Origin of the sequence: Myxococcus sp. AS-1-15 (genome assembly GCF_020037055.1) — a bacterium.
Classification (GTDB): Bacteria; Myxococcota; Myxococcia; order Myxococcales; family Myxococcaceae; genus Myxococcus; species Myxococcus fulvus.
In genome coordinates, this window is sequence record NZ_JAIQDF010000002.1 from 443,392 (window position 1) to 465,673 (window position 22,282).

Sequence of the window (22,282 nt, forward strand, 5' to 3'; positions counted from 1 at the left end):
AAGGGGTTGCCGCTGGACGTCCGGATGCCTAGCCCGTGGGAGTGGGCACCCCCGCCACCTTCCGGCCGCCAGACTCGTGGACTCCTCCGGAGGAGTTCGACGAGTACCGAATCGTTCGGCCCATCGGCCGGGGACGCACGGGGCGGGTGTACCTGGCCCAGGACACCCTGCTCGAACGCCCCGTGGCGGTGAAGTTCATCCCCGCCCTCGGCCCCAATGCCCTGGCGCGCTTCCTCGTCGAGGCCCGCGCCGCCGCCCGCATCCAGCACCCCAACGTCGTCACCCTCTACCGGGTGGGACAACTCGACGAACAGCCCTACCTCATCTCCGAGTTCATCCGCGGCGTCAGCCTGGACCGGCTCGTCAAACCCCTGCGCTGGGAGCGTGTGCTCGCCATCGGTCGGGACCTCGCCCGGGGCCTCAGCGCCGCCCACCGTCGGGGCGTGCTCCACCGCGACATCAAACCCGGCAACGCCGTGCTCACCGAGAGCGGCGCCGTGAAGCTGCTCGACTTCGGCCTCGCCAAGCTGCTCGACGGCGCGGTGGGCGACGAGGTGCCCTCTCCTCGCACCACCACCCCACCCGAGCTCCCCATGGACCTGGACCCGGAGCTCAACCCGCACTTCTCCGCCCGCTCGCTCGACGGCGTCTTCCTGCCCTCGCTGCCCCAGGGCGCCCTCGTCGGCACGCCGTACTACATGTCCCCCGAGGCCTGGGCCGGCGAGGACCTGTCGGCCCGCAGCGACGTGTACTCGCTGGGCATCGTCCTCTACGAACTCTGCGTGGGCCGGGGCCCCTACCGCGACGTCGTCTGGCGCGAGCTGCCTCACGTCGTGCGCACCCAGGACGCCCTGCCCCTGGGCGAAGTCTCTCCGCAGGTGGACCCGACCTTCGCCGCTATCATCGACCGCTGCCTGCGCCGCGAGCCCTCCGAGCGCTTCGCCTCCGCCGCCCAGCTCCTCGAGGCCCTGGAGGCCCTGTGCCGCGAAGACACGCCCACCCACGTCCCCGAGGGCAATCCCTATCGCGGCCTGCGCGCCTTCGAGGCCGAGCACCGCGCCCTCTTCTTCGGCCGCCGCCGCGAGTGCCGCGCCGTGCTGGAGCGCCTGCGCGGCGAGTCCTTCCTGCTCATCACCGGCGACTCCGGCGTCGGCAAGTCCTCCCTGTGCCTCGCCGGCATCCTCCCCGCCGTCGTCGAGGGCGGGCTCGAGGACGGCCGTCGCTGGCACACCGTCCGCCTGGTCCCGGGACGCAAGCCCCTGGTCGCGCTCTCCGCCGCGCTCGCCGCGCTCCTCGCCACCGAGGAGGAGCTCCTCGCCGAGGCGCTGCGCGCCGAGCCCGCGTGCCTCGCCCGTCGCCTGCGCGCCCGTCTGGGCGCCCGTGAGGGCCTGCTCGTCTACGTGGATCAGCTCGAGGAACTGGCGACGCTCGCCGAGCCCAACGAGGCGGCGCTCGCGGGACAGGCCCTCGGCAGCCTCGCGGAGGGGGCCAGCGGGGTGCGGCTGCTCGCCTCCAGCCGCAGCGACTTCCTCACCCGGCTCACCGCCGTGCCCGGCCTGGGCGCCGAGGTCCCCCGCGCGCTGTACCTCCTGCGCGCCCTCACCGCCGAGGAGACCCGCGAGGCCGTCACCGGCCCCTCACGCGTCAAGGGCGTCCGCTTCGAGTCGGAGTCCCTCGTCGACGCGCTCGTCACCGCCGCGGCCGAGGGGGGCCTGCCGCTGCTCCAGTTCGCGCTCGCCGAGCTCTGGGAGGCCCGCGACACGAAGACGCAGATGATCACCCAGGCCGCGCTCGATTCGATGGGTGGCGTGGCCGGAGCCCTGGCCCGACACGCGGACGCGGCGGTGGAGCGCCTCTTGCCAGACCAGCGCGTCGCGGCGCGAGGCGTCCTGCTCCGACTCGTCACCGCCGACGGAACCCGCGCGCGCAAGACGGACCGCGAGCTCGCCGGAGACGACCCGCGCTACCAGGCCGCGCTCGAGGCCCTGGTCCGCGCGCGCCTGCTCGTGGCGCGCGAGGCCCCCGAGGGCACGTCCTATGAGCTGGCCCACGAGGCGCTCCTGTCGGGCTGGGACTCGCTCGCGCACTGGCTGACCGAGGCCGCCGAGCGGCGCGAGGTCCAGGCGCTGCTGGAGACGGCCGCGGCCCACTGGGAGAAGCACCACCACTCGCGCGAGCTGCTCTGGGGCTCACGTCAGCTCGCCGAGGCGGCGGTGCTGGACGTGGCCGAGCTCAACCGCCGCGAGCGCGACTTCCTGCGCGCCTCCCGCCGCACGCTCATCCGCAGTCGCGGTCTGCGCCACGCGCTCGTGGTGGGCTTCGTCCTCTCGCTCGGCCTCGTCTACGGGGGCCTCAAGCTGCGCGAGCGCTGGAGCCTGGAGCGTCAGGTGCGCGCGGAGCTCGAAGAGGCGCGCAAGTCACTCGAGTCCGCGCTGGAGACCAAGGACCTGCTCCACTCCGAGCGCTCGGAGGCCTTCCGTCTCTACGGCAGCGGCCAGAAGCCCGAGGCGGAGCGGCTGTGGGGCAAGAGCGTCGCGCGCGCCGCGCAGGTGCGCCATCGCTTCGATGGAGTCGCAGGACGACTCGAGCGGGCCCTCGCGCTCGCGCCCGAGCGGCCCGAGGTCCGCGACGCGCTCGCCGACTTCCTCTTCGAGCGCGCCCTGTGGGCCGAGCAGGACGGAGAAGTGGCCATGGTGCCCACGCTGCTCCAGCGCCTGCGACTCTACGACGCCCACGGTGAGCGCTGGCGGCGATGGACCGCGCCCGCCCGGCTCACCCTGGGCGTCGCCGCGCACGACGTGCAGGTGGAGCTGCGTCCGCTGACGCGCGACACGCTCGGCAACGAGCAGCCCGGTGAGCCGCTGCCGCTGGAGTCCGAGCCCTGGATGGACGTCTCCGTGCCACCGGGCGCCTATCGGCTCACGTTGCGCGCGCCGCACCACGAGGCCGTGACGCAGCCGCTGCTCCTGCGTCGCGGAGAGGCACGGCGACTGGAGTTGCGCCTGCCGCGCGAGGGCTCGATTCCCTCGGGCTTCGTCTTCGTTCCCCCGGGCGAGGTCCGCTTCGGCAGCGCCGCGGACGCCAGCGTGCGCGAGTTCTTCAACGCGGTGCCGCAGCACGCGGTGCAGGTGCCGGGCTTCCTCATCGCGCGGCACGAGGTGACGTACGCGGACTGGCTCGTCTTCCTGGAGACCCTGTCCCCCGAGTCACGCGCCGCGCACAGCCCCCGCGTGGGCACGGGGGGCTATGCGGGGCACCTCGCGCTGGACCAGGTGGACGGTGTCTGGCGGCTGCGCTTCCAGCCCGGCAACGTGCCCTACGAGGCCCGCGCGGACGAGCCCATCCGCTACGCGAACCGCACCCGCCGCGGGACGCAGGACTGGCTGCGCTTCCCGGTGAGCGGCATCTCCTTCTCCGACGCGGAGACGTACGTGTCCTGGCTGTCCTTCAGCGGAAGGGTGCCGGGGGCGCGGCTGTGCTCGGAGCTCGAGTGGGAGCGCGCGGCGCGCGGTGTGGACGGACGCGAGTTCCCGCACGGCGACAGGCTGGGCCCGGACGACGCGAACATCGACACCACGTACGGCAAGCAGCCCGGAGGCTTCGGCCCGGACGAGGTGGGCAGCCACCCCGCGTCCCGCAGTCCGTTCGGCGTGGATGACATGGCGGGCAATGTCTGGGAGTGGACCCGCTCGTGGCTGGAGCCGGGGCGCGCGGTGGCGCGAGGTGGGAGCTTCGCGTTCGCGGCCACCTCCGCGCGCTCGACGAACCGCGAATTGCCCGAGCCCTCGTTGCGCGACGTGACGATGGGCCTGCGCGTGTGCGCGGACCTGTCCGCACCCAGGCCGTGAGCCTGCCCGGATGTGGGTCCGGGGAGTGGCCCGGCACAGGACGTTGGAAGCGCCCGTTCACCCTGTCGTGCCTGCTCGCCACCCCCTCGAGGGTGGGACGATTGTCGTGGGGTCATCACTCCTCCTTGCGAGCGGGCAGGCTCCTGCGAACCTTGTGTCCAGTAGCGCAGGGCCGGGGAGGGTCGGGGCATGGTGGCGAGGCGGATGGTGGGGGCGATGGTCATCGCCTGCGGGCTTTGGGGTTGTGGAAGCGCGGTGGAGGTCGAGGAGTCCCGGACGCTGGGGACCCAGGTGGCCGGGTTGTCGTCGCCCAATGGGCGCAACCTGAATGGCCGCAACCTCAACGGGCGCAATCTCAACAGCACGGAGCTGGGGCAGATGCTGGTGTCGGTGCGCTTCGCGGGCGCCGAGCGCGCGGACGCGGGCGCTCCCGCGCTGTCGGACACGTGGCTGGACGGCAGCGTCCTCCACGGCGCGACGTCGCAGGGCGTGGTGTCCGGGATGGACTTCCTCGGGGCGCGCTTCGTGGGGGAGCTCGGGAGCGGGGACACGGTTCCCCTGCGCATCGATGACATCCAGCCGGCCACGGGCGCGAGCGCGGATGTCTGGGTGTATCGCGTCTCCTACTACGCGGCCGACGAAGGGGCGTGGAAGCCCGCGTGCCAGGCGGCGGATGGCTCGGCGCTCGGGGCGATTGCGCTGACGGGGCGCTGGGACTACCGGCAGGGCGTGGCGGGCGGCGGCGCGAAGATCGAGGACGCGCAGGCCTTCACCTTCGCGTGCGAGGGCGCGGCCCTGGCCAAGTGCGTGCGCTTCGGCTACCGCCCGTGGGCGGGCAGCGTGAATGGCCAGAGCCTGGGCGAGCTGCACCAGGCCTGCACGCGCATGGTGCGCGCGGACTTCTGTGGCGACGGCACGTCGTATACGACGGATGGGAACTGGGTGAACCTGTACGACGCCGCGGGCGTGCAGCAGGACACCGAGAGCTGGAGCCTGGAGGCGGAGTGGGACGCGGCGGGAGCGCGCTGCCGCTCGCAGACGACGCGCGCGGGGACGCAGGCGGTGGCGTGCGCGTCGGGCACGGTGGTCCCCACCTGTGGCCCGTCCTCCAGCTTCGAGACGGGCGGCACGCTGCTGATGAGTGAAGTCCCGGTGGCGCCGTAACCACGGACGCGAAGGGCGCGGCATCCGCTCGGTGAGGCTGGCTGCCCGCTGTGCCCGGGAGCAGGCGGCCTGCCTTTGTCTCCTGGGGTGGGCGACACGAGAGGCCGACTTCCGGAGGCGAGGGGCCGACACCACGTTTAGCCGGCCCGCCAGGGGCAGGGGAGGGACTGGCGGAGGACGGAGACGCGCGGTGAGACGAGCCCGACGGATGAGAGGGACGGTCGCTGGCGGAATCAAGGGGGTGCTGCTGGCGGCGGCCTGCGCGGTGGCCGGATGCAAGAAGGGCTCGGAGGAGGCGGCCCCTCCGGCCCCGCCCGTGCTGACCTTGGGACAGGAGAACGTGGCGCGCGTCCAGGCGAGCGAGCTGCGCTCCGGCCCCGGCATCTCCGGCACGCTCCAAGCCCGCACCGCGGCGGCGGTCCGCGCGCAGGTGGGCGGCACCATCCTCGACCTCAAGGCGCAGCAAGGCCAGGTGGTGAAGCAGGGCCAGGAGCTGGCGCGCATCGACGACGCGACGCTGAGGGACCAGGTCATCGCCGCGCGCACCGCGGTGGCGACGGCGCGCAATGCCTTGCAGGTGGCCGAGGCCGAGCAGGAGCGCAGCGCGAAGCTGGCCCAGGCGGGGGTCATCACCCAGCGGGACTTCGAGCGGGCCCAGCTCTCCGTGGCGCAGGCGAAGGGGCAGCTCGCGGAGGCGCGCTCGCGCTACGCGTTGGCGCAGGAGCAGTTGGGACGCACGCGCGTCGTCGCGCCCTTCGCGGGGGTCGTCAGTGAGCGGCAGGCGAGCGCCGGTGACGTGGTGCAACCCGGTGCGCCGTTGTTCACGGTGGTGGACCCGCGCACGTTGCGCCTGGAGGCCTCCGTGCCGGCGGCGAACCTGGACCAGGTGAAGGCCCGGACGCCCGTGGAGTTCCGGGTCACCGGCTATGGGAACCGCGCGTTCACCGGGCATGTGGAGCGCATCAACCCGGTGGTGGACCCGAACACGGGGCAGGTGCGCATCTACGTCGCGATTCCGAACACGAACCTGCAATTGCTCGCGGGTCTGTTCGCGGAGGGACGCGTGGCCTCGGAGTCGGTGCGAGCGCTGGCGGTGCCGTTGGACGCCATCGACGACGCGGAGGGCAGGCCCTCCGTGCTGCGCGTGCGCGACGAGAAGGTGGAGCGCGTGAGCGTCACGCTGGGACTGCGTGACGACGTCGAGAAGCGGGTGGAGGTGCGCCAGGGGCTCCAGCAAGGAGACGTGGTGTTGCTCGGCTCGGCGCGCGATGAGGTGAGCGAGGGCATGCAGGTGAAGGTCGCGCCGCCGCGTGAGGGGGACTCGCCGCGCGGGGACGAGGGCCCGGGCGTCGGCGGTGGTGGCGCGCAGCAGGGCGAAGGCGCCGCGCCCAGGTCACCACCGGCCGGGCGCGACGACGGTGCAGGTCCCACGCAGTCACCGCGAGGCTCCACCGAGGGCGCGACGCAGCCCACGCCCTGAGCCCACGTCGTTCCTTCGCCTCCTGTCGGGAGTCACCCCGTGTTCATCTCCGATTTCGCCATCAAGCGGCCCATCGTCACCATCACCGCCATGGTGACGCTGGTCGTCTTCGGCCTCGTCGCCTTGTGGCAGCTCGAGACGGACGAGTTCCCCGACGTGCAGGCGCCCGTCATCGCCGTCACCATCGTCTACCCGGGCGCCTCACCCGACACGGTGGAGCGCGAAATCGTCGAGCCCATCGAGGACGCCATCTTCGCCATCAGCGGCGTCGACCCGAAGGAGACGACCGCCACCGCCACCGACGGCCTGGCCACCTTCACCGTGTTCTTCGAGTTCGAGAAGGACATCCAGGAGGCCTCGCAGGACATCCGCGACGCCATCTCCAGCAAGCGCGCGGACCTGCCTCGCGAGATGGAGGAGCCGGTCCTCACGCGCTTCGACCCCGCGGATGCACCCATCGTCTCGCTGACGCTCACCTCGGAGCGGCTCGATGTCGCGGCGCTGTCGCGCGTGGCGGACCCGCTGGTGGTGGGTGAGCTGCGCTCGGTGCCGGGCGTGGCGCAGGCGGACGTCGTCGGCGACGTCGAGCGGGAGATGACGGTGCAGCTCAGGCCCGAGGCGCTCCAGGCCGCGCGCGTCTCGCTGGCGGAGGTGGTGCAGGCGCTGCAATCGCAGAACCTGGCCGCGCCCGTCGGCCGCATCAACTCGCCGCTCGGGGAGGAGTCCATCCGCCTCAAGGGGCGCCTGGAGAACGTGGACGAGTTCCGCGACATGGTCGTGGCCACGCGCGACGGGCAGGTCATCCGGCTGAGGCAGCTGGCGGATGTCTTCGTGGGCTCCGAGGAGCCCCGCACGCTGGCGCTCTACGACGGCGCGCAGGCGGTGGGCATCGACGTGCTGAAGTCGAAGGGCTACAGCACCACGGAGGTCGCGGACGCGGTGCGAGCGCGCGTGGAGGCGCTCCAGAAGAAGCTGCCTCCGGACGTGAAGCTGGCCATCGTGCGCGACGCGGGCGTGCGTGTGGAGAGCGCGGTGGAGAACGTGCAGTCCGCGCTGGTGGAGGGCGCGCTGCTCACGGTGTTGGTGGTGTTCATCTTCCTCAACTCGTGGCGCTCCACCGTCATCACGGGGCTGGCGCTGCCGGTGAGCGTGCTGGCGGCGTTCATCAGCGTGTGGGCCTTCGGCTTCACGCTCAACACGATGTCGCTGCTCGGCCTGACGCTGGCCATCGGCATCCTCATCGATGACGCCATCGTGGTGCGCGAGAACATCGTCCGCCACATCGAGATGGGAAAGGACCACTACACGGCGTCACGCGAGGGTACGTCGGAGATTGGCCTCGCGGTGTCGGCGACCACGTTCTCCATCGTCGCCGTCTTCGTGCCGGTGGCCTTCATGTACGGCGTGGCCGGACAGTGGTTCAAGCCGTTCGCGCTCACCATCGCCTGCGCGGTGCTGGTGTCGCTGTTCGTCTCCTTCTCGCTGGACCCGATGCTCAGCGCGTACTGGGCGGACCCACAGGTGGAGAAGGGGGCTCGCAAGGGCTTCATCTCGCGCATCCTCACGCGCTTCAACGATTGGTTCGACCGGCAGGCGGACCGCTACAAGCGCGTCATCGCCTGGGCGCTGGACCACCGGCTCATCATGGTGCTGGTCGCGGTGGGCTCGCTCGTGGGCGCGCTGGTGCTCCAGGGCACCGTCGGTGGCGCCGGCTTCGTGCCGGTGAGTGACCGCTCGGAGGTGGAGCTGCTGGTGGAGACGCCGTCCAGCTCCAGCCTCGAGTACACGCGGCGCAAGGTGGAGGAGGTGACGCGCATCGTCCGCGCGCACCCCGAGGTCGCCTATACGTACAGCACCATCGGCGTGCCGCTGCCGCTGAGCGCTCCGGGCGTGGACCAGGCGTTGGTGTACGTGAGGCTCACGCCCAAGGCGGACCGTGATTTGAGCCAGGATTCGCTCGGCAGCAAGCTGCGCCAGGAGCTCGCGGCGGTGGGGGGCGCGAAGGTGTCTGTCTTCACCTCGGGCTTCGGCGGGGCGATGAAGCAGATCCAGCTGGAGCTGCGCGGGCCGGACCAGAAGACGCTCACGCAGCTCGCGCAGCAGGTGCAGCGTGAGGTGGAGCAGGTGCCCGGCGCGGTGGACGTGGGCCTGTCCACGCGAGGGCAGAAGCCGGAGCTGGTGGTCGACCTGAATCGAGGGCTCGCGGGTCAGCTCGGGGTGACGGTGGGGCAGGTGGCGCAGGTGCTGCGGCCGGCCTTCGCGGGGCTGGACGTGGGCGACTGGGTGGACCCGATTGGTGAGACTCGGGATGTGATGGTGCGCCTCGCGCCCGAGGCGCGGGACAATCCGGATGACCTGGCTCGGCTGCCCATCCGCGTGGGCGCGGTGCCGGGAGGGACGCCGCAGCTCGTCCCATTGGGACAGGTGGCGGACATCCAGCAGGCGCTCGGCCCCGCGCAAATCACGCACCTCAACCGCGAGCGGGTCATCAACATCCAGGCGAACGTGCAGGGGCGCTCGTTGACGGAGGTGATGCGGGACATCCAGGCGCGGGTGGACAAGGTGCAGATGCCCGCGGGCTACGAGCTGACCACGGGCGGTGAGTCCGCGGACCAGGAGGAGGTGTTCTCGCGGGTGTTCATCGCGCTGGGTGTGGCGGTGATGCTGATGTACCTCATCCTCGTCATCCAGTTCGGCTCGTTCCTGGACCCGCTGGCCATCCTCATCTCGCTGCCGCTGTCGTTGATTGGCGTGGTGGGCGCGCTGCTGATTACCGGGGACACGCTGAACATCATGAGTCTCATCGGCGTCATCCTGCTGATGGGCATCGTGGCGAAGAACGCCATCCTCCTCATCGACTTCGCGAAGTGGTCCCACGAGAAGGGCATGCCGTTGCGCGAGGCGCTCATCGAGGCGGGGCGCATCCGTCTGCGACCCATCATCATGACGACCTTCGCTCTGGTGGCGGGCATGATTCCGGTGGCGATTGGCGCGGGCGAGGGCGGTGACTTCCGGGCGCCGCTGGGCCGCGCGGTGATTGGCGGCACGATTACGTCCACGCTGCTGACGCTGCTGGTGATTCCGACGGTGTACGAAATCCTGGTGGATGGCCGGACGTGGATGGGGCGCAAGCTGCGCAAGGTGTTCCACTTCCGCGCGCCCCAGGGCCCGGGACATCAGGGCCCGCCGCAGAGTGGCGGTGGGGAGCCGCGTCCCGTGCCCCAGTCGCCGCAGAAGTGACACTGGGTCCGCTCCGGGTGTCCGCGTGCACGCTCGGAGTGTCGTCCTCGGACGGATGTTGAACGTCGGCTCAGATGAAGGGTTGGCGTGTCCGGCTCGGGCACCTAGGGTCGGTCGTCATCCGCCATGTCCCGAGCCCCGCTGCCTGAAGACCATCATCGACTCGTCACCCAAGCCCTGGCCGCGCTCGATGTCCGTAACCTGGTGCTGAGCATCCACGACCCCAGCTTCCCCAGCCTGCCGTCCGAGGACTCGGGACGGGGCTCGCCCTACTCCGAGGGCGCCGCACTCTTCCTGGAGTCCGCGCGCGCCCTGGGCTTCACCGGCATCCAACTGGGGCCCCAGGGGCAGACGACGGAGGCGAACGCGTCGCCGTATGACGGCACCCTGTTCTCACGCAACATCCTCAACATCGCGCTCGCGCCACTGGAGCACGAACCGTGGGGCGCGCTGCTGCCTCCTGGCCGCGTGGAGGCGCTCTCACGGTCCCGGCCCCATGCGGCCCATCCCGGGGAGCGCTACCGGTGGGCGTTCCGCGCGCAGCTCGCGGTGCTCGATGAGGCATGGGCGTCTTTTCGACGGCAGCGCGCGGAGCCGAAGCCGTCCGCTGCCATCCAGGACCTGTCCCGGCGCTTCACCTCCTTCCGGCAACGCCACCGCGCATGGCTCGTGCGCGATGCCCTGTTCGAGGTGCTGTGCGAGGAGAAGGGCGTTCCGGACTGGCGGCCCTGGGCGGACTCGCTGGACGGGCGTTTGTGGAACCCGGCTCCAGGTGAAGAGTCCGCGGCGGCGGCTCGGGTGCTCGCGCTGGAGTCGCGATACGGCGACACGTTGGAGCGCTATGCGTTCCTCCAGTTCCTCGTGCACACGCAACACGAGGTGCTCCGGGAGCGGACGGCCACGTGGCGCCTGAAGCTCTATGGCGACCTGCAGATCGGCTTCTCGCCGCGCGACGCGTGGGCGTGGCAGGGACTGTTCCTGCGCACGTACCTGATGGGCGCGCCGCCCAGTCGCACGAACCCCGACGGCCAGCCGTGGAACTACCCGGTGCTGGACCCGGAGCAGTTCTTCATGGAGGGCGGAGAGGGCCCGTCCCAGGGCTTCCGCCCGGGCGCGGTGCTGCGCTTCATGGATGCTCGGATGGACAAGATGCTCGCCGAGTACGACGGGCTGCGGCTGGACCATCCGCATGGGCTCGTGTGCCCCTGGGTGTATCGCTCCAACCAGTGGGACCCCGTGGCCGCCGTTCAACAGGGCGCGCGGTTGTTCTCGTCACCCGACCTGCCCGAGCACCCCGAGCTGGCGCGCTATGCGCTCGTGTCACCGGAGCAGGTGGACCGCTCGGTGCCTCGCTATGTGGACGGAGAGGTGAAGTCGCTGACGCCCGAGCAGGTGGAGCGCTTCAGCGTCCTCTTCGACACGGTGGTCGCCGCGGCCAGGCGCAATGGTCGCGAGCTGGGGGACCTGCTGGGCGAGGTGCTGAGCACGATGCCGTATCCGCTGGGACGCGTGCTCGCGCGATACGGGATGGGCCGCTTCCGCGTCACGCAGAAGGCGGACCTGCGCAACCCGGCGGACGTGTATCGCAGCGAGAACGCGGCGGCCGAGGACTGGATGATGGTCGGCAACCACGACACGAAGTCGCTGTGGCGCCTCGTCGGCGACTGGCAGTGGCGCGGGACGCTGCGGGCGCAGGCGGACTATCTGGCGACGCGGCTGTGCCCGGAGGTCGAGCACCGTGAGGCCTTCGCGCGCGAGCTGGCGACGGACCCGGGGCGACTCGCGCAGGCGAAGCTGGCGGACCTGTTCGCCAGCCGCGCGCGCAATGTCATGGTGTTCTTCACGGACCTGCTCGGGATGCCGGAGACGTACAACGAGCCGGGCACCATCGACGAGCGCAACTGGTCGCTGCGCGTGCCCTCGGACTGGATGCGTGAGTATCGCGAGCGGCTTCGCGGCGATGCGGCCATGAATCTTCCGGGTGTCCTGGCGATGGCGCTGCGCGCGGGGGGCGCTCCCGTGAGACAGAAGCACCGCGAGCTGCTCGCGGGACTGGACCGATTGGCGGCGGAGCTGCGTGGCGGGGCGTGAGGGGCCCCTGCCCGTTGCTTGATGACAATGGGGCCGACCCGCGAACGCATCGAGGCGAGCAGGACTCAGGGTGGGCGAGAGATGCGGTGAGGTGCTACCGCATCAGACTCGTTCCCGCGCACGACCGAGGGAGCGCAGTGCAAGCGCTCGCCCCGGAACAGGCACCTCAGTGCTTCACGTCCACCACGAGTCGCGTCGGCTCGCGCAGCTCCAGGATGCGGAACGGCGCGTGGCTCTTGTTGCCCAGCACCCACGTCACCTCGCCCTCGAAGTCACACGTGCGCTCCAGCTCGAGCAACACCGGCAACGCGGGCTTCAGCTCTCGCGTGGCCACCGTGGGCTCACCTGCCTCCGTATGCGCCTTCGCCGGCGTGAAGCTCACCTGGAGCTGGCCCTTGCCCGCCAGCGTCACCGGGTTGCCCGAGCCACACTGCACCACGGGCTCCTTCGCGTACTCCACGCGATAGCCCGGCAGCTGCGTCCCCTCGAACTCGAACACCACGCGGTCGTAATCCGGATGCGCTCCCGCGCGCACCGAGCGCAGCGTGGCCTGCGGCACGTCCCTGCGGTCCAGACTCACCGCGTCCGTGGTCCACTCGCGGTTCTTCGGGTTCTCGGGCGTGATTCCACCCGACCCACCACCCGACGGTGTCCCCGCGCCACCCGGTGCCGTGCCGCCCGTGCCTGACGGAGCGCCCGCGCCCGCCGACGGCGAGCCCGCTCCCGAAGGCGTCTCTGGCTCCGCACCAGGCTCCTCGGGAGGCAGCTCTCCCACGGCCACGGGAGGCTTCGCGGCGGCTTCACCTCCCCGCGCCACGGCGCCCTCGGACGCACCCGAGAGCCGCGCGGGAGTGTCATCGGGCGCTGGCAGCTCGGCCGCCGGATGCGGCGGGGCCTCTTCCTTCTTCGAGCACCCGGTGCCCACGAGGCATCCGGCCAGCCACAGCGATGACAGCCAGCGTCCCGCACGCTTCATCGTTCCTCCCCAGGGGGCCCGCGAAAGAGGGGCCACGGAGGACACCCTCTCTCACGACAGGGGGGCCACGTGCCAGCACCACCGGCCCGTGACGAGAAGCCGACAGTGTCACTCCGCCGAGGCCGTCGCCCGCGTCAGCGCCCCCAGGTCCGCGTCCCGCAGGAACTTCACCAGCACCCCGTCCATCTTCCGCGTGCCGTTCTCCACCACCGTCGGCTTCAGGAAGAAAAGATTGTTCCAGTTGAAGTCGTACAGCGCCTGCTCCGCCGCGTCGGACCAGCTCCCATCCATGGGCCCGCGGTAGTACCCGAGCTTGCGCAGCACCTGCTTCACGTCCCGCGCGATGTCCGCCGTCAGCGTCACGCGGTCCTGGGCGTACACGTCCGCGAGCGTGCCCTGGTAGCGGTTGAGCTGCACGCCCAGCTCCTGGAGCGCCTTCGTGCTGCCGTGCACCACCGCCTCCGCGAGCACATGCGTGTAGAACGCCGTCTCGCTCGTGGTGTTCCACACCCGGATGACACCCGAGCGCTCGCCGTTCTTGTCCCCGCCCACGCGCGCGCCGTGCGCGAGCGACGCATACAGCCGCTGCGGCAGGCTGCCCTTCGCGCGCTGGAAGCCCGCGGCCATGGCCGTGCACATGTCCGGCGTGGACATGTTGTTCGCCTGCACCACGAACGTCGCGCCCTGGATGGCACAGGTGTGCGCGCTCGTCTGCGCGCCCGAGCGCTGCCCCGTCGTCACGCTCCCGTCCGGGTGCAGCTTCACCGCGGCGAGCTGACGGATGGGCGCGTACGGGTCCAGCGCCAGCACCGCGTCGATGGCGGCCTGGGGCGCCTCGCCCGCGTCGATGCGCGCGATGACACCCTGGGCATCATCCACCGAGGGCAGCGCCATGGTGGCCACCGCGATGTCCGAGCGCCCATACGGCACCAGCCCGCTGACCCCGCTCGGGAAGGAGATGACGGCCATCCCGCACGACTGCTCCACCGCGTCACACGCGACGATGGCGCGCGTGCCGAACAGGCTCCGGTTGAGGGGCCGGCTGCCTTCCGCCGACGCCTGGGTGGAAGCGAGCAACAGGAACGCCATGAGCCACGAGCCCCGCTCGAACAGCTTCATACGGACACCTCTGGGCAAGGCGCTCCCGTGGCGGACCGCGACGTCCCGCGTGGAGGAGCCCTTCCTGTCAGGGATTGATGTCGGTGCGCGGAACCCGCCCACGCCCCGAAACTGCTGGAGCCCTGAACGGAAGGCCCTTCCGGGACATATCGGGAAGGCTCGCCAACCGTTGCGCCCGGCAAACACCCGTGGGCCGGGCCGGGGAGGGCCCGCCGGGCCGGGTGCCCCGCGTGTTCCGCTTCCGGTACGTGCGAAGCCGTGGCACTCCCACTCCGGGATTGCAGGACGCACCCCACAAGTTGCCGGGTGGCGGGTATGGTGCGCGCCCGGCCGCAGCCCGCGTCCCCCTTACGCGCACGAACCGGAGACACATCCCCCATGGCTCTCGACCTCACCTCCCTCCCCCGTCCCTCGAGGGACGACGCCACCGTCGGCACCATGGCGCGGGGCCTCGTCGGCAGCGAAATCCTCCGCATCGCCGCGGAGGTCCGGGAGCTCGTCGCCAAAGGTCGCAAGGTGTGCAACCTCACCGTGGGCGACTTCAGCCCGCGCGAGTTCCCCATCCCCGAGGGCCTGCGCACGCACATCACCACCGCGCTCCAGGCGGGCGAGACGAACTATCCGCCCTCGGACGGCGTGCTGGACCTACGCCAGGCGGTGCAGCGCTTCTACGAGCGCGCCCTGGGCCTGAAGTACCCGCTGGAGGGCATCGTCATCGCGGGCGGCGCCCGGCCCATCATCTACGGCACCTTCCGCAGCGTGCTCGATGACGGGGAGACGGTCGTCTACCCGGTGCCGTCGTGGAACAACAACCACTACATCCACATGATGAACGCGAAGGGCGTCGTGGTGACGACGGACCCCTCGCATGGCTTCATGCCCACGCTGGAGCAGCTCACGCCGCACCTGGGCACCGCGCGCCTGTTGTGCCTGTGCAGCCCGCTCAACCCCACGGGCACCATGATTTCGAAGGACGTGCTCGGCGCCATCTGCGAGCGCGTGGTCGCGGAGAACCGCGAGCGCGAGAAGACGGGCAAGAAGCCCCTCATCCTGATGTACGACCAGATCTACTGGGTGCTGAGCTTCGGCTCGGAGAAGCACGTGACGCCGGTGGAGCTGGTGCCGGAGGTGGCGCCCTACACCGTGTTCGTGGACGGCATCTCCAAGGCCTTCGCCGCCACGGGCGTGCGCGTGGGCTGGGGCGTGGGCCCGCCGAGCATCATCGCGCGCATGCGCGACGTGCTGGGCCACGTGGGTGCGTGGGCGCCCAAGGCCGAGCAGGTCGCCGTGGCCCGCTACCTGGACGACGTGCCCGCCACCGAGTCCTTCCTGAAGGAGATGCACCAGCGCGTGGACGCGCGCCTGGAGGCGCTGCACAAGGGCCTGTCGCGCATGCGCGAGGCGGGGCTGCCGGTGCGCCACATCGCGCCCCAGGGCGCCATCTACCTGTCCGTCCAGTTCGACCTGGTGGGCAAGAGCGGCCTGAAGACGAATGACGACATCCGCAAGCTCCTCCTGGAGAAGGCGGGCCTCGCGGTGGTGCCCTTCCAGGCGTTCGGCCTGAAGGAGGACACCGGCTGGTTCCGCCTGTCCGTGGGCGCCACGTCCGTGGCGGAAATCGAGGACGTGCTGCCCCGCGTGGAGGCCACCCTGCGCGAGGCGCTCGGCGCGAAGTAGTCGAGCCGGCTCGAAGCCCGGGCCCACGTCCCCCTGGACGCGGATGTGGGCCCGGGAATACACGGAAAGGACCGGAGTTCAGCCAGGGACGCGCCCGGCTGACGCATCCGTTGTCGCCGGTCCCCACCCGAGACGCGCGCGCCTTCGTGCCCATGCTCAAGCGATTCGTGGATGTCCGTGACGAGGAGGTCCGCGCAGTCCTCGGGTCGTTCGTCTATTTCTTCACGCTGATGTGCGGCTACGCCATCCTGCGCCCCATCCGCAACGAGATGGGGACGGCGGGCAGCGTGAAGGGGTTGCCGTGGCTGTTCACGGCGACGTTCCTGGTGATGCTGCTGGCGGTGCCCGCGTTCTCCGCGCTGGTGGCGCGCTGGCCCCGGCGGGTGGTGCTGCCGCGCATCTACCGCTTCTTCCTGGTGTCGCTGCTGGTCTTCTTCGCGCTCCTGAAGCTGGAGGTGGCGAAGGAGCCGGTGGCGCGCGTCTTCTACATCTGGCTGAGCGTCTACAACCTGTTCGTGGTCTCCATCTTCTGGAGCTTCATGGCGGACGTCTTCGCCAGCGAGCAGGGCAAGCGGCTGTTCGGCTTCATCGCCGCGGGTGGCACCACGGGCATGCTGGTGGGGCCGTTCCTGGTGGGGCGGCTGGCGGAGCCGGTGGGGCCGGTGAACCTCATCCTCATCTCCGCGGTGCTGCTGGAGGTGAGCGCGCAGTGCGTGCGGTGGCTGAGCCGCTGGGCGCGTGACGTGCAGCACCAGCCGCCCTCGGCCGAGGGGCCCGTGGGAGGCGGGGTGCTCGCGGGGCTGAAGCTGCTGGTGGCGTCGCCGATGTTGTTGGCGCTGGGGCTCCAGGTGCTGCTGTACGCGGCCACGTCCACGTTCCTGTACTTCCAGGAGGTGCAGCTGGTGGCGCAGGTGGGCAAGGACGCGGCGTCGCGGACGGCCCTCTTCGGGGACATCGACTTCTATGTGCAGTTGTTGACGTTGGCGCTGCAGACGCTCGTCACCGGGCGCATCATCTCGCGCCTGGGGTTGGGGGCGGCGCTGGCGGTGGCGCCGGTGGTGACGGGGCTGGGCTTCCTGGGGCTGGCGGCGGTGCCGGTGCTGGGCGTGCTGGTGGCGTTCAAGGCGCTGCGCGGGGCCAGCCACTACGCGCTGGAGCGGCCCTCGCGCGAAATCCTCTTCACCACGGTGGACCGCGAAGCGCGCTACAAGTCGAAGAGCTTCATCGACACGGTGGTGTACCGGGGCAGCGACACGGTGAGCGCGTGGTTGCAGGGTGGGCTCACCGCGCTGGGGTTGGGGATGACGGGGCTGTCGTTGGCGGCGGTGCCGTTGGCGGGGCTGTGGTGGGGGGTGTCGCTGTACCTGTCGCGGGAGCAGCGGCGGCTGTCTCGCGAGGGTGGGGATGAGCTGGCGCGCGCGGCGCCGGACAATGCCGCCGCCCGTTGAGCAATCTTCCTCGCAGTGCTTCCTCGTGGCAGGAGACGACACGCTATGAAGCTGTCTCGCAGGGATGTGATTCAGGGTGCCGTGGTCGCGGGCTCGTTGTTCGCCATGGGCTGTGCGTCCTCGAAGGGCGCGTCGGGTGGTGGCACGGCGGAGCCGGCGCCGCAGGGGCAGGGGAGCGGAGGGACGAAGGCGGACAAGTCCCTGAGCATCCTCATCCTGGGGGGCACGAAGTTCCTGGGGCCGGCGCTGGTGGAGTCCGCGCAGGCCCGGGGGCACACCGTCACGCTGTTCAACCGCGGCAAGACGAACCCGGGCCTCTTCCCCAACGTGGAGAAGCTGCAGGGAGACCGCGACCCGAACAAGGGCGAGGGGCTCAAGGCGCTCCAGGGCCGCAAGTGGGACGCGGTGGTGGACACGTCGGGGTACGTGCCGCGCATCGTGAAGGCGTCCGCGGAGCTGCTCGCGCCGAACGTGGGGCACTACACCTTCGTGTCCAGCATCTCGGTCTACAAGGACGCGTCGAAGCCGGGCCTCACGGAGACGGCGGCGGTGGCCACGGTGGACGAGCCGAACTCGGAGGACGTGAACAAGTACTACGGCGGCCTGAAGGCGCTGTGCGAGAAGGCGGCGGAGACGGCGATGCCGGGCCGCGTGTTCAACGTGCGCCCGGGGCTCATCGTCGGGCCGGACGACCCGACGGACCGCTTCACGTACTGGCCGGTGCGCGTGGCCCAGGGCGGCGAGGTGCTCGCGCCGGGCACGGGGCATGACCCCACGCAGTTCATCGACGTGAGGGATCTGGCCGCGTTCATCATCCTGGGCGTGGAGAAGAACCTGGCGGGGCCCTACACGGCGACGGGGCCGGACAAGCCGCTGTTGATGCGGGACTTCCTGGAGCGCAGCAAGAAGGCGCTGCGCAGTGACGCGACGTTCATCTGGGCGCACCCGTCCTTCCTGGCGAAGCACAAGGTGGAGGCCTTCGGAGACATGCCGGTGTGGGTGACGCCGACGGGCGAGGAGGCGGGCCTGCTCCGGGTGAACATCGACAAGGCGCTGGCGGCGGGGCTCACGTTCCGGCCGCTGGAGGAGACGGTGCGCGACACGGTGGAGTGGTTCAAGTCGGAGCCGCCCGAGCGTCAGGCGAAGCTGAAGGCGGGCATCGCTCCGGCGCGCGAGAAGGAGGTGCTCGCGGCGTGGCACCAGGAGCACGACCAGGGCACCGCGACTCCCACGCGCTAGGCGCGGATGACGGTGACCTGACGTCCCGAGGGCGTCCGGGCCTGTTCGGCCCGGGTGCGCTCGGCGATGGGCGGCTGGTTCGAGCGACGGTCGAAGAGCATCAGCCAGCCGCTGTCCAGACCCAGGCCCTGGAGATAGCCGTCGAGCTGCTCCAGGCCGTCGTTCAGCGGGTCCGACTCCCTGTCGCGCCAGACCTTGATTTCGATGGCGAGCGTGTCCGGTCCATGGCGCACGCACAGGTCCATGCGGCCCCGGCCGACGGCGTACTCGCGCTCGATGGTGCCCCCGCCGTTGACCACACGGAGGAGGAAGACCATGAGCACCAGATGCGGCGCCACCTCGTGGTACGGCGCCGTGGCGAGCAGCGGCTCGCCGTGCTGACGCCAGAAGGAGAGGAACGCCTCTCACAACTGTTCGAGGTCCATTCGCCCGTCGGCACGCAGCCACGATGGGTGGATGGAGGGAAGCGCCGCTCGTGACGGGAAGGCCAGCTCCCGGACGATGATCTCCCGATAGATGGGGTTGACGACCTCCAGGCCTCCTTCTGGTTTGAACCGGACGAGGCCCAGGTCGACCGCGAAGCGAACGTCATCCGGAGGCAACGGAGGCGGAATGTCGCCGGAGAGCATCGGCTCGAGGATGGCTTGGATGCGAGGCTCGCGAAGACGGGCCGCGAGGCTGTCCAGGTGGGTCTCCTGGCGATAGATGAGAGTCGCCTTGGCGCGCTCGATGTCCTGACGGCGCACGGGCTGGCTCACGTCGGTGACCAGCTCCTCCACGGCCACCTTGGCCAGCGCGTTGACGAGCCAGGGCTGTCCCTGGGTGAGTTCGAAGGCGAGTGAGATGGCCTCGGGCTCGAAGCCTTGTCCCGTGTCGGCGGTGTGCTGGGCGTAGAGCTCTGCGACCTCCTCCTCCGTGAAGTCGCGCACCGTCAGCGAGCGCACCTTGATGTTGAAGGGGCTGGAGGTTCCCAACCGGCTCGAGTCCCCCGAGGCCACGTTGTAGTCGCGGACGTCCCTCAAGCCGATGAGCGCCATCGACGAGGGGAAGTGCAGGGGGCGGTTGCGATAGCCGTCCCGGAGCTGGCGCAGCACGGAGACGAGGACTTCGTTCTTCAGTGCATCGACCTCGTCCAGGAAGACGACGAGCGGCTTGCCCGTGGCTTCGGACCAGGCCGAGAGCGCGGAGGCGATGCGGTATCCAGGAGGCGCGTCCGGGAACTCCGGAGGCTGCTGCGTGGCGGGCAGCTGTGCTCGCGCGGCGGACCGCCAGCTCGAGAGGGCGGCATCCTCGGCGGCGCCGGTGTCGTCGGGAAACCCCGCGCCCACCTCCATGCTGACGAGGGCCGCCACGTAGCGTCCCTCCATCGTGAGCTCGCGAGCGAAGGACAGCAGTGCCGTCGTCTTGCCCACCTGCCGAGGTGCGTGGACGACGAAGTAGCCCTGCTGCTCGACGAGCCGCCGGACCTCGGGCAGCCGGCGCATGGCCGGCAGCATGTAGTGGTGGTCCGGATTGCACGGACCGGCGGTGTTGAACCAACGGGGCATGCCCGGAAGGTACTTGCGTCTCCTTCCTGGGCAAAGGCCCATGGACCCGAGGGTGTCCGGACCTGTTCGGCCCGGATGCTCAGAGTCGCCCGAGGATCTCCGCCTTCTTGCGCTCGAAGTCGTCCATGGTGATGAGCCCCTCGCCCAGCATCCGCTGCAGGTCCGCGAGGGACTTCACCGGGTCCTTCGGAGCGCTGACAGGTTTGCCCGCCAGGAGCGCGGCGAGCTGGCTCAGGTCCTGCTCGACGACGGGCCCGACGACGGCGACCCGCTGGGGGTCATCGGGGGCGACCTTGACGTTGAGCTCCAGGCCCGGCGTGAACACCCGCACGTTCCAGTCGTGGTAGCGGTCCAGCACCCAGACCTCGTAGCTCGGGCGGTCCGGCAGGGTGACCTCGAGCAGGTGGTTGTAGCGGGCGCGCTTCTGGTTGCTCATCGCCGTGCGCTCGCTGCGCAGCAGGATGGCCCGGGCCGGCAGTCCCTGCTCACGCACCTTCCGGTGCTTGAGCCACGTCCCGAGGAGGTGAACGGTGATCCAAACGCCGACGCCGGTGCCTATCAGGATGAGCAGGGGAACCAGGAACCGGGCTGCGGACAAGGGCGTTTCGGCGTTCATCGTGCTCTCTCGACGGTGACGGCACGGCCCCGACCGCGGCCGCGTCCAGCGACTCTAAACGCCCGGCCTCCGACTCGAAACCCGTCATGTCCGCACGACATGCCATGATGTCGCGGAATGCGGGGCCGATTCCCGGACGCAGCGGCTCCGACAACCGAAGAGGACTCACGATGATGTCTCGCCTGTCCTGGTGCTCGCCCCGGCGGCAGGGTGCCGTCGCGCTGCTCGCCCTGTCGCTCGTGGCCTGTGGTGGCAAGGAGGTCCGTCCGGAGGGCAACGCGGGGACTCCGGACGCGGGCCCCGGTCAGGCACATCCCTGCGTCCCGGTGAGCCTGGAGCGCGACGTGGACCTGGAGGGCTTCCACACGGACCGCTACACGTGGCGCGACGGCGACTGCGCGCCCCGCTCGGCCTTCCTCGTGCGCAACGACGCCCAGGACCCCGCGGGCTGGCACGGCGGCTACCTCCGCCGCTACGTCTACGAGGCCCACGGCGCCGCGCGTACCTGCGACGGCGCCACCAACGAGGTCCCCGGCTGGGGCATGGTGACCTGCCACGTGCGCGCCGGCGCCGACTGGGGCAACTGGACCGAGAAGGTGACGGGCACGGGCCGCACCCTCTTCGAGGGACGCCACCACGCACTGCACGAGTTCCGCTGGCCACTGCCGCTCGATGGCCACATCGTCGACGTCACCGTCCACTACCTCTTCGCCACCGGACGCGACCACCCGCTCTACGCCATCACCCACGATGTCTCGCGCGTCGCGCCCGACGCGCTGGAGGCGGACGTGCGCTCGCCCTATGGCGACCTGCTCTTCGACGGCAACGCGAACGCCGAAATCGCCGGGCTGGGCTGGGGAGACCGCTACCGCTTCCGCACGCTCGCCTCGCCGGTGACGATGGCCAGCGGCTGGGACTACCGCGAGCCCAACGTCGTCCCCTTCACCCGCATGTGGACCACCACCCCGGACGCGGAGATGGGCGTGGTGCAGACGCAGACCTGGCAGCAGAAGCCCGCGGGCGGCTACTGGCTCTACTCGAGCTGGGGCCAGCGCAACGAGCGCGGCCCGCTGCCGGACGACTGGAACTGGACCTTCCAGCTCAACCAGTACCAGCTCCCCTCCACCACGCGCTCCCACCGCATGGCATGGGGCAGCAACTACGGCGCGCTCGGCCGGCGCCAGTACGCGCGCTACGGCGACGACGGCATGCTCTCCGGCCACCCCTACCAGAGCTACTCGGTCTTCATGGTGCTGGGCACGCACACGGAAGACTCCGTGCTCCGCCGCGTCTCGGAGGTCGAGTCCTGGCAGCGCGTGCGCCTCACCGCCACCCGGGGCACCGTGGTGACGCAAGGGCCCGGCGGCGTGGGCCGCACCGACTCCGTGCCCTTCGACGTGCCCGGCTACAACCCCGTCTACGCGACGTGGGAGGCCCGCGCCGCGGACAACCGCGCCGAGCTGCGCTTCGACACCGGCACCCAACCGCTCGAGCACCCCGTGCTGGTGCTGCGCGGCTACACCGCTACGACGCCCCCTTCGCGCGTGCTCCTGGACGAGCGGGTGCTCACCGCGGACGCGGACTACTTCGCCTCCGTCGACGACGCGGGCGACGCGCTGTGGCTCACCCTCCACCGCACCCTCACCGGCACCGCGACGCTGCGCCTGGAGTGACGTACCCTGGAAAAGCAACGGGGGATGCTCCGGTGTACGCGGAGCACCCCCCGGATGAATGACCCTGACTCGGAGTCCGCTCTCCCCCTCTGGCGAGCGTCACTCCTCCGGGTCCCCTGCCACGGATGACGCCGCCCCCGCGACGCCACCCTCCTACCCGCCCT

General features: G+C 70.8%; 14 protein-coding genes. 9 read left to right on the plus strand and 5 right to left on the minus strand.

What is annotated here, in order from left to right; genetic code table 11:
* The first annotated feature begins 41 nt into the window (after window positions 1-41).
* From K8625_RS07585 to K8625_RS07605, 5 genes are all read left to right on the plus strand, one after another.
* Window positions 42-3,848, plus strand: coding sequence for a bifunctional serine/threonine-protein kinase/formylglycine-generating enzyme family protein (locus tag K8625_RS07585; RefSeq protein WP_223782497.1), 3,807 nt, complete (start codon window positions 42-44; stop codon window positions 3,846-3,848).
* Window positions 3,849-4,037: 189 nt separating this feature from the next.
* Window positions 4,038-5,012, plus strand: a complete 975-nt coding sequence (locus tag K8625_RS07590) for an ADYC domain-containing protein (RefSeq protein ID WP_223782289.1) — start codon at window positions 4,038-4,040, stop codon at window positions 5,010-5,012.
* Between the two features lie 208 nt (window positions 5,013-5,220).
* Window positions 5,221-6,492 (plus strand): efflux RND transporter periplasmic adaptor subunit, encoded by a 1,272-nt coding sequence (locus tag K8625_RS07595; protein ID WP_223782290.1) that lies wholly within the window; start codon window positions 5,221-5,223, stop codon window positions 6,490-6,492.
* Between the two features lie 39 nt (window positions 6,493-6,531).
* Complete coding sequence (locus K8625_RS07600; RefSeq protein WP_223782291.1) at window positions 6,532-9,732, plus strand: efflux RND transporter permease subunit; 3,201 nt, start codon at window positions 6,532-6,534, stop codon at window positions 9,730-9,732.
* Between the two features lie 126 nt (window positions 9,733-9,858).
* Window positions 9,859-11,823, plus strand: coding sequence for a 4-alpha-glucanotransferase (locus K8625_RS07605; protein ID WP_223782292.1), 1,965 nt, complete (start codon window positions 9,859-9,861; stop codon window positions 11,821-11,823).
* A gap of 166 nt (window positions 11,824-11,989) precedes the next feature.
* Here K8625_RS07605 and K8625_RS07610 read toward each other — a convergent pair whose 3' ends face one another.
* Together K8625_RS07610 and K8625_RS07615 are read right to left on the minus strand one after the other, a co-directional pair.
* Complete coding sequence (locus K8625_RS07610; RefSeq protein WP_223782293.1) at window positions 11,990-12,799, minus strand: hypothetical protein; 810 nt, start codon at window positions 12,797-12,799, stop codon at window positions 11,990-11,992.
* A gap of 108 nt (window positions 12,800-12,907) precedes the next feature.
* Window positions 12,908-13,918, minus strand: a complete 1,011-nt coding sequence (locus K8625_RS07615; protein WP_223782294.1) for a DUF1028 domain-containing protein — start codon at window positions 13,916-13,918, stop codon at window positions 12,908-12,910.
* A 378-nt stretch (window positions 13,919-14,296) separates the two neighbouring features.
* Between K8625_RS07615 and K8625_RS07620 the strand changes: the two genes are divergently transcribed.
* The 3 genes from K8625_RS07620 (at window position 14,297) to K8625_RS07630 (ending at window position 18,282) form a co-directional block, all read left to right on the plus strand.
* Complete coding sequence (locus K8625_RS07620) at window positions 14,297-15,595, plus strand: pyridoxal phosphate-dependent aminotransferase (RefSeq protein ID WP_223749812.1); 1,299 nt, start codon at window positions 14,297-14,299, stop codon at window positions 15,593-15,595.
* Window positions 15,596-15,747: 152 nt separating this feature from the next.
* Entirely contained in the window at window positions 15,748-17,043 is a 1,296-nt protein-coding gene (locus K8625_RS07625) for an NTP/NDP exchange transporter (protein ID WP_223749813.1), read from the plus strand.
* A 45-nt stretch (window positions 17,044-17,088) separates the two neighbouring features.
* Window positions 17,089-18,282 (plus strand): NAD-dependent epimerase/dehydratase family protein, encoded by a 1,194-nt coding sequence (locus K8625_RS07630; protein WP_223749814.1) that lies wholly within the window; start codon window positions 17,089-17,091, stop codon window positions 18,280-18,282.
* Here the strand turns inward: K8625_RS07630 and K8625_RS44130 are convergent.
* From K8625_RS44130 to K8625_RS07640, 3 genes are all read right to left on the minus strand, one after another.
* A complete protein-coding gene (locus K8625_RS44130; RefSeq protein ID WP_305070871.1) occupies window positions 18,279-18,599 on the minus strand; it encodes a hypothetical protein in 321 nt (106 codons plus the stop codon). The two genes, K8625_RS07630 and K8625_RS44130, sit on opposite strands and share 4 nt — an antisense overlap.
* A gap of 87 nt (window positions 18,600-18,686) precedes the next feature.
* Window positions 18,687-19,829: a hypothetical protein gene (locus K8625_RS07635; RefSeq protein WP_305070872.1), complete on the minus strand. Its 1,143-nt coding sequence runs from the start codon at window positions 19,827-19,829 to the stop codon at window positions 18,687-18,689.
* A gap of 79 nt (window positions 19,830-19,908) precedes the next feature.
* Window positions 19,909-20,445: an SHOCT domain-containing protein gene (locus K8625_RS07640; RefSeq protein WP_223782295.1), complete on the minus strand. Its 537-nt coding sequence runs from the start codon at window positions 20,443-20,445 to the stop codon at window positions 19,909-19,911.
* A 170-nt stretch (window positions 20,446-20,615) separates the two neighbouring features.
* Here K8625_RS07640 and K8625_RS07645 point away from each other — a divergent pair, with 170 nt between their 5' ends.
* Window positions 20,616-22,118, plus strand: a complete 1,503-nt coding sequence (locus K8625_RS07645) for a hypothetical protein (RefSeq protein ID WP_223782296.1) — start codon at window positions 20,616-20,618, stop codon at window positions 22,116-22,118.
* The last annotated feature ends 164 nt before the right edge of the window (window positions 22,119-22,282 follow it).